Genomic DNA, 12,125 nt, shown 5'->3' on the forward strand with positions numbered 1-12,125 from the left:
CCCCCGGCCATGATGGTCATGCCATCCTTCACAAGCCCAGCCAGCGCAGACCGCGCATCGCTGTAAACCTTATTCATCAACGATTCCTCCTAGGGCTATGCCTGCCCCTTAAGGTCTTGGAATGAGATCAGGTCGCACCCTGCAACTTGGCCTCAATTTAGACAATCCCTTCCAATGGATATATGAGAACAATGGATTATTCGGCCCCGCCGCCCACAGGCTGCTGATCAGCCATCCCTTGCGAGGCGGGGCACAAGGATTAAACACTACACTCATGTCTCGCCGCGTCGTCTTTTTCATTGCGTTGATTGCGTTTGCCCTCATCGGGGCGGCCGCAGCTCCCTGGACCCTCAGGGAGAACGGCCTCTCGTCTGCTCTCTCCGACCATATGAGGGAGCGCTATGGCCTCGATCTGACGGTCGAAGGGCGCAGCGTCTTCGCCGTGCTTCCCATTCCCCGGGTCAAGTTCGAAAATGTGACAATCCGCTTCCCCAACCAAGCGCTTACGGCCGAAGGCGGAATCCTGCGGGGTGAGATCCGCGTGCTCCCCCTCCTGCTCGGACGGGTCGAGCTTTCCGATTTCGAGCTGAGCGACAGCAAGATCACGGCCTCCGCCCAAGCGCTGCAGGACGTGAAATGGGCCGAGGTTTTCCAGAGCCGGTCCAAGGCCCTGCATGCCCGCCGCCTGATCCTCAACAGCTCCTCCATCCATTGGACCGACCTGAAGGACGCGGATCTCGATGTCGCGGAACTCGTGATCCGCTGGGTGGGCGAGAACGAGCCCCTGACGGTCTATGGCAACGGCCTGTGGCGGGATGCGCGAGTGGTGATCGAGGAGGCCTCTGTTCATCCTGACCGGCTTGCTTCCGGCGATATCAGCCCGGTCGAGCTGACCATCGCCGCACCCGCGGCCCGTCTGAGCCTGAGAGGTGAAGCGCAGCTTGGCCTCAATCCCGGCATGACGGGCGAAGGCTCCATTGAAGCCACCTCCGTGCGCGACTTCACCCGCTGGAGCGGCGTGAAGCTGCCCTTCGGCTCCCTGATCCAGGCCTTCTCGGTCAAGGGCGACTTCTCCATGGACCGCCGGCGCCTGTCCTGGCCCTCGGTGGCTGTCGCGCTGGGCAGCGACAAGCTGGAGGGCACGATGGCGGTTCACTTCGATACCGAACGCCCCGTCATCACAGGCACCCTCGCAGCGGAGGACCTGAACCTTTCTGATTTCTTCGCGCCCTTCGCTCAGGCCCGCACTTCATCTGGCTCCTGGAGCGAGGAGAACCTCGATCTCGCGCATGTCACGGGCAGCGATCTCGATCTGCGTCTCTCGGCGGCGTCGGCCCGCCTGGGACGCCTGCGTGTCGAGGACATGGCCGCCAGCGTTCTCGTGCGCCCTGGCGAGATCGAAGCCTCCATCGGACGTGCCGGCTTCCATGACGGCAGCCTGAAAGGCCGCCTGTCGCTGACCACCGTCGATGGCCAGACCGAATTCAAGAGCCAGGGCACCTTCTCAGGCGTGGAAATCGGACCCTTCTTGAGCAGCGTCGGCCAGTCACGCTGGATCACGGGCCGATCTCAGGGACAATTCACGTTCGAGGGCAAGGGACAGAACCCGATCGAAGTGGTCCAACAGGCGCAAGGCCGCAGCTCGATCACTGTTCGGAAGGGCGAACTGGTGGGTCTTGCCTTGGGAGATGCCCTGAAGCGCGTCGAGAAGCACCCTCTTCTCGCCTCCCTCAACTGGAAGGGTGGCCGCACGCCGTTCCAGGAAGCACAAGCGCAGATCGTTATCCAAGGTGGCGTCGGCGAGGTGGCGGAGGCCAAGCTCACATCAACCGAAGTCGTGGCCGAGCTCAAGGGCCAGGTGCTGATGGTGGACCGCACCCTCAACCTGAAGGCGGAGGTCTCGGCAGCGGGGACCAAATCGCCGCCCGCCATCGCCTTTGACATCGACGGCGGGTGGGACAACATCAGCGTCATGCCAAATACCCGCTCCCTGATCGAGCGGTCGGGTGCTGCGAAGCCCCTTCTCCCCGTCCGTGTGGCCCCGAACGAACAGGGGCCGCAGGCGACCGCTCATTGAGCGTTGCGTCGGGAGCGCAGCACCGAGCGCTTGCTGATCAAGGTGGCTGAAATCACGCCGAGCGTCACGAGACCGATGAGGATGGTCGAAGCGGCGTTGATCTCCGGCGACAGGCCCAGCCGGACCTGGCTGTAGATCTTGATCGGCAGCGTCGTCGCGCCCGGACCCGTGTTGAAGCTCGCGATCACGAGGTCATCGAGCGACAGGGTAAAGGCAAGCAGGAAGCCTGCGACGATGGACGGCGCGATCAGCGGCAGCGTCACGGCGAAGAATGTGCGCAGCGGCGGAGCGCCGAGATCCATTGCTGCTTCTTCCAGCGAACGGTCGAAGGTCATGAGACGCGACTGCACCACCACCGTAACGAAGCACATGGTCAGCGTGGTGTGAGCGAGCATGATCGTCCAAAAGCCGCGGTCGAGATCAACGGCGACGAAGAACAGGAGCAGCGACAGGCCGGTGATGACCTCCGGCATGACCATGGGCGCATAGACCATGCCGGTGAACAGCGTGCGGCCCGGGAAGCGCCCATAGCGCGTGAGCGCCAGGGCCGCGAGCGTGCCGAGCACGGTGGCCATGCTGGCTGAGAGCAGCGCGATGCGCAGCGTCACCCAGGCCGCTTCCATCAGCGCCTCGTTGCGGAAAAGCGCCGCATACCATTGTGTCGAGAACCCGCCCCAGACGGTGACGAGCCGTGAGCCGTTGAAGGAATAGACGACAAGCAGCAGGATCGGCAGGTAAAGGAACGCAAATCCCAACACCAGCGACGTGACATTGAAGAGGCTCAGGCGCCGGTTCATGGCCGCGTCTCCACGCGCCGTGCCTCCACGTCGCGATAGATCACGATGGGCGCGACAAGGATGATGAGGAGCAGGATGGCAACCGCGGAGGCCAGCGGCCAATCGCGGTTGGAGAAGAACTCGCTCCAGAGCTGACGGCCGATCATGAGCGTTTCAGACCCGCCCAGCAGGTCCGGGATCACGAACTCGCCCACGGCCGGGATGAAGCAGAGAAGCGAGCCTGCGATGATGCCCGGCATCGCGAGCGGCACGGTGATCGTCCAGAATGAGCGCCAGGGCGTGGAGCCGAGATCGAGGGCTGCTTCGAGCAGCGTGTCGTCCATCTTCTCCAGCGTCGCGTAAAGCGGCAGCACCATGAAGGGCAGATAGGCGTACACAATGCCGATATAGACGGCCCATTCCGTGTTGAGGATTCCGATGGGCTCGGAGATGAGACCGAGGCTCATGAGTCCTTGAGTGAGCAGCCCTTCAGGCTTCAGGATTGCGATCCACGCATAGATGCGAATGAGAAAGCTCGTCCAGAACGGCAGGATGACGAGTGCAACCAGCAGCGAACGGTGCCGCTCCGGCGCGCGCGCCATGCCGTAGGCAATGGGAAAGCCCACGAGCAGCAGCAGAATCGTCGAGACCGCCGCGATACGCACTGACGAGAGCGTTGCCCGGAAGTAGAGATCGTCGTCGACCAGAAGCTCGAAGTTCTCAAGATCGAGCGCGCTGAAGAAGGCTGCGATATCGCTCCACTCGAAAACCGGTTTGTAGGGCGGCTGAGCGATGGCGGTATCCGACAGGCTGATCTTGAGCACGATCAGGAACGGCACGAGGAAGAACACGCCAAGCCAGAGATACGGCACGGCAGGCACCAAAGCCGCACTCAGTCTCTTCGTGAAAGAACGCTCCTTCATGGCTATTCCGCCAGGATCACCGCCGCACCCGGCGCGAAGGTGACATAGACCTGCTCGTCCCAGTCGATGGGGTTTTCCACGAAGCGGGACACGTTTGCGCAGGAAACGCGGAGGATCTCGCCGGTGGCGAGCCTGATCCGGTAGACAGTCCAGTCGCCGAGATAGCCGATATCCCATACCTCGCCGGTGAGTACGTTCACGGCCTCGGGGCCCGGCTTCTCGCGCCGCACGACCATCTTCTCGGGGCGTACCGCAATCGCTACGGCTTGACCGGAATGCAGCACCTCGTCGGGATCGTCGATGGTGAGCGGCACCTCGGCGGAAGCGGTCTTCACGCGCCAGAGGCCGTTCTCCTGGCCCATCACATGGCCTTCGAGAATGTTCACGTCGCCGACGAATTCCGCGATGAAGCGGGTCTTCGGCTGTTCGTAGATCTCGCCGGGGGTAGCAACCTGCACGATGCGGCCGTGGTCCATGACCGCGATGCGGTCAGCCATGGTCATGGCCTCTTCCTGATCGTGGGTGACGACCACGAAAGTCATGTGCAGATCGTGCTGAATGTCCATCAGCTCGAACTGGGTTTCCTCACGCAGCTTCTTGTCGAGAGCGCCGAGCGGCTCGTCGAGGAGCAGCACCTTGGGCTTCTTGGCGAGAGCGCGGGCCAGTGCCACGCGCTGGCGTTGGCCGCCGGAGAGCTGGCTCGGATAGCGTTTCGCGAGCTTTTCGAGCTGGACGAGGCGCAGCATCTCTTCCACACGCGCGGCAATCTCGGACTTCAGCAAGCCATCCTGCTTCAGGCCGAAGGCGATGTTCTTCTCCACGCTCATGTGCGGGAAGAGCGCGTAGGACTGGAACATCATGTTCACAGGCCGCCGATAGGGCGGAACGCCGGCGAGATCCTGCCCGGCGAGGGTGATGCGCCCCTCGGTTGGATATTCAAAGCCCGCGAGCATCCGCATGAGGGTCGTCTTGCCGCAGCCGGAAGGGCCGAGCAGGCAGAAGAACTCACCCTCGAAGATATCGAGTGTCAGGTGATCGACCGCCACGACCTCGCCGAACCGCTTCGTTACGCTCTCGAAGCGGATCAGCGGCTTGGCATTGGGATCGGCCCAGGGAGCGAAAGTGCGGCGCACGGCGCCGACGGAAGCGGACTGGCGGAGTGGCGGAGGCAAGATTTTTGAACTTCACCTAAGCGAGAAAACCTGCCGCGCAAGCTATGATGATCGAGCCGGGAGAACAACAGATTTAAGCCCGGCACTCCCCATCCTTTCTATGGTTACGCTGGAACAACCATCGTCCCTCCTCGTTCCGGAAGCATCGGCAGAAGGAGCTTCCAGATGCCCGACACACCCGATACCAAGCACGACCCAATCTCCAGCGGCAGCCCTAAGGCCCATTCGCCCGGTCGCAAGGGCGGCAATCCCGTTCAGAATGCGGAAAAGTGGGGCGGCGGATCGAAAGGATCGAAAGGTCCGACAACCTCCACCGACAAGCACAATCCCAATTCCAGCGCAAAGTCTTAAACAGCCGGAGATTGGCGCCTACCGCTTGGAAAGACGCGGGGCAACTGCGATGACCAAGGAGGTTCGCCATGAGCACGAACGGTCTCGAAGTCTTTGATAAAACTCTTCACACGACAAACACCTGGCTCAAGGAGATCATGCAGGTTCTGGGCCCGGACCGGCACGTCGCCTGGCATGCGCTGGGGTCTGTTCTGCACGCCCTACGCGACCGGATCCCTCTGGAGCTGTCCGCGCATCTCAGTGCGGAATTGCCGCTTCTTGTGCGCGGACTCTTCTATGATCGGTGGCGTCCTGCGACAGCACCCGAGCGCTATCGTTCGCTCGACGAGTTTCTCCAGCGTGTCGCTGAAGACCTTGGCCCGACCAGACCCTTTGACCCGCAGGATGCAGCTCAAGCCGTGTTTACTGTCCTATCCCGGCATCTTCCGGAGGGGCAGGTGGAAAAAGTGCGGCATGCCTTGCCGGAAGACGTTCGGGCCATCTGGCCTGAGCGAGCTTTGCTCGGAGACAGGACCCGAGTCGAACTCGAAATCGACGAGAACCGTCTCGCCAGGGAAGCTTAAGCCATCGAACGCGAGCCATGGAGGGATGTCATGAAGCCCGGCACGGAACAGAGGCCCGATGTTGCGGGCGGCCTGGACAAAGCGCAACCAGGAGAAGGCCACCTTCCTCAGCTCGAGACCGAGCGACAGGCAGAGTGGCATGTCAAAGATGGCAGCCTCTTTGTTCTGCGCCTTGATCGCGCCACCAGCGAATGGTCCGGCGAGCAGAGGGGCATGGATGGCGCGGCCAGCAGCAATCCTCTCTCGCCGCATGAAGTCTCTCTCATGGCTCGCGCCCATGATCTACGCTTCAAGGATGGAACGCGGGCAGGTTAGTAAGCGTAGCTGAAGGAATGAGACCAGAGCAGCATGCGCTTGAGGAGAGCTTTTATCGCGAATGCGCCCGGCTGCTCGATGCGGTGCATACCTACAAGCCCTGGATTGGACGTCCGCCGAACCGCTGGAACAACCGGCATCCCGGCAACGGCCGCTTTCCGGGCTTCGGCACTATTCGCCTCTATGCGCCGAACCACATCCATGTCTCGCTGCGCCAGCCCGTGATCCTGAACCGGGTCTGCCGGTCGGTGGAGGAGGTCTATGGCCTTCTGCGCCGCCTCAAGCTGAAATCGCCCAAGCAATAAAAAAAGCCCGGCTTGAAGCCGGGCTGAAGTTGTTTGGAGGTTAGTCTCAGGAGGGTCGTCTCAGTGACCGCCGGCACCGGCGGGTGCCGCACGCGGTTTCTTGACGAAGGGCAAGGCGAGGACCAGCCCCAGGAACAGCACGGTCAGCAGCAGGAAAACGTCCGCGAAGGACATGACCATGGCTTCGCGCCTAACCATGTTGGACAGGGTCTTGATCGCAGCCGAGCTCGCATCGGTGCCGAGAGACTGGAACTTCAGGGTCATGGAGTTCAGCGTCTCGACCGCCGTGGAGCGGCCCCAGTTCACGTTCTCGCGCAACCGCTGGAGATGAAGATCCAGGCGGTTGTTGAGAATCGTGTTGATGAGCGCCAGGCCCACCGCACCGCCTAAGTTGCGGGTGAGATTGTAGAGGCCCGACGCGTTCTTGATGCGCTCCGGAGGCAATGTGCCGAGCGCGATGTTGTTGATCGGGACCATGCAGATCATGAGACCGATGCCGCGGAAGATCTGAGGCAGTAAAAGCTCCCAGAAATCCCAGTCCTTAGTGAGCCCGCTCATCATCCATGTGCCGAAGGCAAAGGCGGCAAAGCCGATACCCATCATGACGCGCGGGTCCATCTTGCGGGACAAAAAGCCCGCCACCGGTGCCATCAGGAACATGCAGGCACCCGACACGAACATGGTCTCGCCGATCTGCAGGGACGAGTAGCCCCGCACGCGGCCGAGATAGACCGGGTAGAGATAGGTCAGCCCGTAGAGGCCGATGCCCATCACGAAGCTGAAGGACGAACCCGCGAGGAAGTTGCGATCGGCAAACGCATGCAGATCCACAATGGGCTGCTTCGCCGTGAACGCCCGGTAGAAGAAGCCAAGCGCACCGACAACACAGACGATGGTGAGGATGAGCACCGCCTCGTCCTGGAACCAGTCGTTGTTCGGCCCCTCTTCCAGCACGTATTCGAGGCTCCCGAGAAAGGCCGCCATGAAGCCGAGACCCGACCAGTCGAAGCTCTTGAAGAGTTCGAGATTGGGCTCGTCGAAGTCGACCAGGAGATACGTTGAGACTGTCACGAAGATGCCGGGCACGATGTTCACGAGGAACAGCCAGTGCCAGGAGAACAGGTCGGTGAGGTAGCCGCCGAGTGTCGGGCCGATCGTGGGCGCGAGCGTCGCCACGAGGCCGATGAGCGGCGAGATCACGGGCCGCTTCTCCGGCGGGAAGACGGTGAAGGCTGACGCGAAGACGGTCGGGATCATGCCGCCGCCAATGAAGCCCTGCAGCGCACGGTAGACGATCATCTGCTCGATATTCGTGGCCGTCGCGCACAGGAAGCTCATGAGCGTGAAGCCGCCTGCGGAGATGACGAACATCCAGCGTGTCGAGAGCACGCGTGAAAGCGTCCCTGAAAGCGGGATCATGATCACTTCCGCGATCAGGTAGCTCGTCTGCACCCACGAGATTTCATCCGAAGATGCGGAGAGACCCGCCTGGATCTCGGCGAGCGACGCCGAGACGATCTGGATGTCCAGGATCGCCATGAACATGCCGAAGACCATGCAGAAGAACGCAAAGGTCTTGCGCGGACTTACCTGCGCAGACTTTGCGGCCGGCATGGCAGCCTTCGGATTGTTCGATATGGCGGCGGAAGCGGCCATGGGGGCTTTGCTCGTTCCTTATTGCTTCAGGCTGGCTGTCTTGGACGCTTCAGCCGAGGTACGCGTGTCCACATCGACGACAACCGACAGGCCGGGACGCAGCAGGCCCTGCTGTGCAACCTCGGGGCTGACAGACACGCGCACGGGCACGCGCTGCACGATCTTGGTGAAGTTGCCGGTGGCGTTCTCGGGCGGCAGCAGGCTGAACACCGCGCCGGAGGCGGGCGACACGCTTTCCACCGTGCCGACGATGTCCGCATCCGGGAAGGCATCGACCTCGATCTTCACCTTCTGGCCCGGCTTCAGATGAGCGAGCTGGGTTTCCTTGAAGTTCGCATCCACATGCACGCTGGTGAGCGGCACGAGAGCGGCCAGGCGCGCGCCCGGCTGCACAAAGGTGCCAACCTCGACGGCCTTGTTGCCGATCACGCCATCGGCCGGCGCACGGATTTCCGTGAAGGAAAGATCGCGCTCAGCCTTCTCGACGCCTGTCTGCAGCTCGGCCGCAACACGGCGCGCCTCGGTCTGCTGGGCTGAGAGAACGTCGATATTCGCCTTGGCGGCCGCGAGAGCGGCTTGAGCGCTCTTTACGTTGGCCTCTGCGCGATCGCTGGCGGCCTTGGCGTTCTCAAGAGCTGCGCGGCTGGTGTAGTCGGAACGGGCAAGCTGCTGCTGGCGAGCATAATCGCTGGCAGCGCGCTCAGCCTCCGCCTTGGCGGCAGCCACCTGCGCGTCGGCCTGAGCCACCGAGGCACGGCCTGCGTCGATCTGACGGCCGATGCGCTCGATGGAGCTCTGCTGTGTGGCGAGCTTGTCCTTGGCCGATTGCAGGCCAAAGCGGTAATCGCCATCGTCTATCTTGGCGATCAGGTCGCCGGCCCTGACGCTCTGGTTGTTGATAACGGCCACGGAGGAGACGTATCCGGACACCTTGGCCGAGAGGATCGTGATGTCGGCCTGCACATAGGCATCATCGGTCGAGACCATGAAGCGCCCTTCGGTCCACCAGTGAAAACCCTCGTAGCCGCCGAACGCCAGAGCGCTCAATAGCAGAGCCATGATCACCGGCTTCTTGCGCGACTTCGCCTTGGCGGGCGCAGCTTCCTGGAGCGGACCCTGCTCCGCTTCGGGAGACTGGGCAGGCTGTCGATCCATGGCGGGCGCGGGAGCCCCCTTTCCGCCCTGTTCGAACTCTTCACGGTAAGCCATGCCAACCCTCTATCGACAACGCAAACTGCCCGAACCAGAAAGTTTCGAGGTGTTCTTGCGGCATTGAACTATAATGACTAGGTAGATACATATGATTTGACCGAACCGTTCGGTCAATAGGCCGGAGGTGACAAAACGCACATGAGCGACCTGAAAGATATCGCTCGCGCAACAGCCGCCGCTCCCAGCGGCTCTCTCTCGGCAGAAGAGAGCGCGGAGGGTGTCAAGCGTCGCCAGATTTTGGAGGGTGCCCGTCAGGTTTTTCTGGCGAGCGGTTTCGATGGCGCCAGCATGGGCGAGATCGCGAAGGCGGCCGGTGTCTCCAAGGGCACGCTCTATGTGTACTTCGACAGCAAGGAGAGCCTGTTTGCGGCACTGACCAAGGAAGAAAAGCAGGGCTTAGCGGAGGTCCTCTTCAAGCTCGACGCTGATGACCCGGACGTGCGCTCCGTGCTCACCCGGCTTGGCCATACTTACCTGACCCGCATGGGCACGCCGGAGCATATCTCCTCGATCCGCATGGTGATCGGCGCTGCGGAGAAATTCCCTGCCCTTGGCCAAGCCTTCTATGAAGCCGGCCCCTGCCAGGGCATAGCCCGCCTCGCCGCCTATTTTGATCGCCAAGTCCAGGCTGGGCGCCTGTCGGTCGAGGACACCAGCGTGGCCGCCCAACACTTTCTTGATCTCTGCGTCTCTGGCCTGATGCGCCGCCAGCTCTTCGCCGTCGGCGGTCCGCCGACGCAGGAAGAGATCAAGACAAACGTGGAGAACGCCGTCCGCGTATTCTTCGCAGCCTATGGGCCACAGGCAGGGCAACGCTAACGCCTCTTGGGACCTCTAAGAGAGGCCCCGACCTAAAGCATCGGATCGATCCGATGCTCCCTTTTGGTGGCGCATCGTTGCTGGCGGAAAACCGGGCCCACTTTTCCACACGATGCTCTAGCGAGACGCCGGATCAGTAACCTGTCCGCTCCGGGGATGGGCAGATCTCAGATGCTCGAAGGGATCGCCCATTTCCGATCAGGGCATGACGATGACTTTGTAGCCGAGGAGACGGGCGATGGGCGCGAGCGTTGCGAAGAGCAGCTTCTGCACCCAAACCGGCGGACCGGCCACATAGAAGTGATCCTTGAAGGTATGAAGGGTTAGCGCCATCAGCAGGAAGCTGGGTTCTCCCTTGGCGCCGAACCATTCGGTGTGGTTTTGCGCGATGGTCGCGAAATTCAGGAAGAAACGCAGCTGATGCTGCGCCGGCGTGAAGCGGATGACCACCACGGTGTCGCCCTCATAGGCGTTGCGGAAAAAATGCGGCTTCCCGGCAGGAACGGTGATCGTCTCACCGGGCCGGAGCTCATGAATCTTGCCGTCAAGGGAGACGTTCAGCAGGCCGGACTGGACTGTGAACGTCTCGTCCGTCTTGGGATGAATGTGGGCCATCGCATTGCCGCCACCGGAGCCTCCCGGTCCCAGACGGACCTCGAATTCGGCCGCCTCTCCACTCTCGAGCGTGGTGAAGACAAAGGTCTCGTGATTGAAGGCATTCACCAGGGTCAGTCCTGGTGTGAACGAAAACGAATCCATCGTAACCCCTCGATGCGCGTTTCGAAGGCGCTCAGTGTCTTGCCGACCTTCGGATCGCAGTTTTTCCGACGTTATTACGTGTCTCTTATGAGGCGATATCCTCGCAGAATCAAGGGCGGCTATGCGTTTGCTTGTCCCTGGACGCGTCGACCAGCCCCCGCCCCTTGCATAGGTCAGAAAGCCGGGCGCATCGGGCCCTTTCAGGTTTTCGGGAATTCCTCGGTTCCGCCGGGGACGCGCCTCAGGCGCACAAGGTGCGAGCCATCTGCATCCCCCTGCGAGAATGCACGTCTCGTCCTTCGTACCCTCTCTAGTGATCCGCTCGCATGGCCTCGGCGACACGGGCCTTCAGAACCTCCGGCTGGCGCAGGATCAGGGCGCCGCGGGTACGCTCGATCAGGCCTTCCTGGGTCAGCATCGAAAACTCACGCGTGATCTGCTCGCGGCGGCAGCCGATGCGGGCGGCGACGATGTGGTGGAAGGGTGGCGGGGTAATGACCCGCTCGACACCCTTATCTCCGCGCGGCACGGAGAGGCGTAGCAACTCCGAATAAAGCCGGTGCCTTAGATCAAGAACCGTCTGTTCCATGAACTTGGCGTTCAGCTCGCGGAGTCGCGAGGCCATAAGGCAGAAGAGGCGCTCGGCGACAGGCCGGTTCGCGAAAAGCAGTTCCTTGAAGACAGCCGCTGGCATTACGCAGGCTTCGCCTCTCGTGAGCGCCGTGACGTTCGCGGAACGCTTGATGCCGTCGAGGGCAGCCAGTTCGCCGAAGACCTCTCCTGGCTTCATCTCGTTGAGGATCACCTCCCTGCCCGAGGCGGTGCGCATGAGCACCCGCACTTCGCCCGAGAGGAGGAAATAGACGTCGGTGGAGAGTTCGTCAAAGTCGACGATCACCTCATCCGGATCGAAGCGGCGCCAGTTGGACCGCGCCTCGAAGGGGGCGAGATCGATCTCGAGTCCTTTGAACAAATGAACATTGGCAAGCCGCGCCATGTCTCTCCCCCGACCGCAAACCTTCGCTAGAACTATACCATAGCGCCCGTACAAGTAGAGCTAAAGCCCTGCTTATCAGGCTTTAACCGTCCGGTCATTCGCAAGCCCCGCCTTACCAAGACTATTGCGGGTATCCACCACGAGCCGGGCATGCTCTGCGATCAGGCGGTAATCGACCTGGTCATGGTCGGTGGCGATCA

At 61.8% G+C, this 12,125-nt stretch carries 13 protein-coding genes; 6 read left to right on the forward strand and 7 right to left on the reverse strand.

The genetic code is table 11. The features are described from left to right. The first annotated feature begins 274 nt into the window (after positions 1 to 274). A complete protein-coding gene (locus DC522_RS30245; RefSeq protein WP_165820385.1) occupies positions 275 to 2,077 on the forward strand; it encodes an AsmA-like C-terminal region-containing protein in 1,803 nt (600 codons plus the stop codon). Here the strand turns inward: DC522_RS30245 and DC522_RS30250 are convergent. Genes DC522_RS30250 through DC522_RS30260 form a run of 3 tightly spaced genes read right to left on the reverse strand, consistent with a single transcriptional unit; the run spans position 2,071 to position 4,948 of the window. Next, a complete protein-coding gene (locus tag DC522_RS30250) occupies positions 2,071 to 2,874 on the reverse strand; it encodes an ABC transporter permease (protein WP_116532193.1) in 804 nt (267 codons plus the stop codon). The two genes, DC522_RS30245 and DC522_RS30250, sit on opposite strands and share 7 nt — an antisense overlap. Beyond that, positions 2,871 to 3,776: an ABC transporter permease subunit gene (locus DC522_RS30255; RefSeq protein WP_116532194.1), complete on the reverse strand. Its 906-nt coding sequence runs from the start codon at positions 3,774 to 3,776 to the stop codon at positions 2,871 to 2,873. The genes DC522_RS30250 and DC522_RS30255 overlap by 4 nt, the downstream gene beginning before the upstream one ends. 2 nt (positions 3,777 to 3,778) lie before the next feature. After that, positions 3,779 to 4,948: an ABC transporter ATP-binding protein gene (locus DC522_RS30260; protein WP_165820386.1), complete on the reverse strand. Its 1,170-nt coding sequence runs from the start codon at positions 4,946 to 4,948 to the stop codon at positions 3,779 to 3,781. A 165-nt stretch (positions 4,949 to 5,113) separates the two neighbouring features. Between DC522_RS30260 and DC522_RS30265 the strand changes: the two genes are divergently transcribed. The 4 genes from DC522_RS30265 (at position 5,114) to DC522_RS30280 (ending at position 6,482) form a co-directional block, all read left to right on the forward strand. After that, the gene (locus DC522_RS30265) at positions 5,114 to 5,299 is read left to right on the forward strand and encodes a hypothetical protein (protein WP_116532195.1); all 186 of its coding nucleotides are present in this window, start codon (positions 5,114 to 5,116) and stop codon (positions 5,297 to 5,299) included. A 68-nt stretch (positions 5,300 to 5,367) separates the two neighbouring features. Beyond that, positions 5,368 to 5,862 carry a DUF2267 domain-containing protein gene (locus tag DC522_RS30270; RefSeq protein WP_116532196.1) on the forward strand — a complete coding sequence of 165 codons (495 nt, stop codon included), beginning with the start codon at positions 5,368 to 5,370 and terminating at the stop codon, positions 5,860 to 5,862. Positions 5,863 to 5,892: 30 nt separating this feature from the next. Next, positions 5,893 to 6,177, forward strand: coding sequence for a hypothetical protein (locus DC522_RS30275; protein WP_116532197.1), 285 nt, complete (start codon positions 5,893 to 5,895; stop codon positions 6,175 to 6,177). A 17-nt stretch (positions 6,178 to 6,194) separates the two neighbouring features. Further along, a complete protein-coding gene (locus tag DC522_RS30280) occupies positions 6,195 to 6,482 on the forward strand; it encodes a hypothetical protein (protein WP_116532198.1) in 288 nt (95 codons plus the stop codon). Positions 6,483 to 6,542: 60 nt separating this feature from the next. Here DC522_RS30280 and DC522_RS30285 read toward each other — a convergent pair whose 3' ends face one another. Both DC522_RS30285 and DC522_RS30290 read right to left on the reverse strand, forming a co-directional pair. Continuing rightward, positions 6,543 to 8,138, reverse strand: a complete 1,596-nt coding sequence (locus DC522_RS30285) for a DHA2 family efflux MFS transporter permease subunit (protein ID WP_116532199.1) — start codon at positions 8,136 to 8,138, stop codon at positions 6,543 to 6,545. Positions 8,139 to 8,156: 18 nt separating this feature from the next. Then, positions 8,157 to 9,347 (reverse strand): HlyD family secretion protein, encoded by a 1,191-nt coding sequence (locus tag DC522_RS30290; RefSeq protein ID WP_116532200.1) that lies wholly within the window; start codon positions 9,345 to 9,347, stop codon positions 8,157 to 8,159. A gap of 141 nt (positions 9,348 to 9,488) precedes the next feature. On the opposite strand from DC522_RS30290, the gene DC522_RS30295 reads away from it, so the two are divergent. Continuing rightward, the gene (locus DC522_RS30295; protein ID WP_116532201.1) at positions 9,489 to 10,169 is read left to right on the forward strand and encodes a TetR/AcrR family transcriptional regulator; all 681 of its coding nucleotides are present in this window, start codon (positions 9,489 to 9,491) and stop codon (positions 10,167 to 10,169) included. A 198-nt stretch (positions 10,170 to 10,367) separates the two neighbouring features. Here DC522_RS30295 and DC522_RS30300 read toward each other — a convergent pair whose 3' ends face one another. Beyond that, the gene (locus DC522_RS30300) at positions 10,368 to 10,928 is read right to left on the reverse strand and encodes a cupin domain-containing protein (RefSeq protein ID WP_116532202.1); all 561 of its coding nucleotides are present in this window, start codon (positions 10,926 to 10,928) and stop codon (positions 10,368 to 10,370) included. A gap of 310 nt (positions 10,929 to 11,238) precedes the next feature. Next, positions 11,239 to 11,925, reverse strand: coding sequence for a Crp/Fnr family transcriptional regulator (locus DC522_RS30305; protein WP_116532203.1), 687 nt, complete (start codon positions 11,923 to 11,925; stop codon positions 11,239 to 11,241). Between the last annotated feature and the right edge of the window lie 200 nt (positions 11,926 to 12,125).

The sequence above is a fragment of the Microvirga sp. KLBC 81 genome (assembly GCF_003075415.1).
Classification (GTDB): Bacteria; Pseudomonadota; Alphaproteobacteria; order Rhizobiales; family Beijerinckiaceae; genus Microvirga.

What these genes read in the sequence shown, in the direction of transcription:
- DC522_RS30245 (WP_165820385.1), top strand. Translation starts at nt 275, where the DNA reads ATGTCTCGCCGCGTCGTCTTTTTCATTGCGTTGATTGCGTTTGCCCTC.
- DC522_RS30250 (WP_116532193.1), bottom strand. Translation starts at nt 2,874, where the DNA reads ATGAACCGGCGCCTGAGCCTCTTCAATGTCACGTCGCTGGTGTTGGGA.
- DC522_RS30255 (WP_116532194.1), bottom strand. Translation starts at nt 3,776, where the DNA reads ATGAAGGAGCGTTCTTTCACGAAGAGACTGAGTGCGGCTTTGGTGCCT.
- DC522_RS30265 (WP_116532195.1), top strand. Translation starts at nt 5,114, where the DNA reads ATGCCCGACACACCCGATACCAAGCACGACCCAATCTCCAGCGGCAGC.
- DC522_RS30270 (WP_116532196.1), top strand. Translation starts at nt 5,368, where the DNA reads ATGAGCACGAACGGTCTCGAAGTCTTTGATAAAACTCTTCACACGACA.
- DC522_RS30275 (WP_116532197.1), top strand. Translation starts at nt 5,893, where the DNA reads ATGAAGCCCGGCACGGAACAGAGGCCCGATGTTGCGGGCGGCCTGGAC.
- DC522_RS30280 (WP_116532198.1), top strand. Translation starts at nt 6,195, where the DNA reads ATGAGACCAGAGCAGCATGCGCTTGAGGAGAGCTTTTATCGCGAATGC.
- DC522_RS30285 (WP_116532199.1), bottom strand. Translation starts at nt 8,138, where the DNA reads ATGGCCGCTTCCGCCGCCATATCGAACAATCCGAAGGCTGCCATGCCG.
- DC522_RS30290 (WP_116532200.1), bottom strand. Translation starts at nt 9,347, where the DNA reads ATGGCTTACCGTGAAGAGTTCGAACAGGGCGGAAAGGGGGCTCCCGCG.
- DC522_RS30295 (WP_116532201.1), top strand. Translation starts at nt 9,489, where the DNA reads ATGAGCGACCTGAAAGATATCGCTCGCGCAACAGCCGCCGCTCCCAGC.
- DC522_RS30300 (WP_116532202.1), bottom strand. Translation starts at nt 10,928, where the DNA reads ATGGATTCGTTTTCGTTCACACCAGGACTGACCCTGGTGAATGCCTTC.
- DC522_RS30305 (WP_116532203.1), bottom strand. Translation starts at nt 11,925, where the DNA reads ATGGCGCGGCTTGCCAATGTTCATTTGTTCAAAGGACTCGAGATCGAT.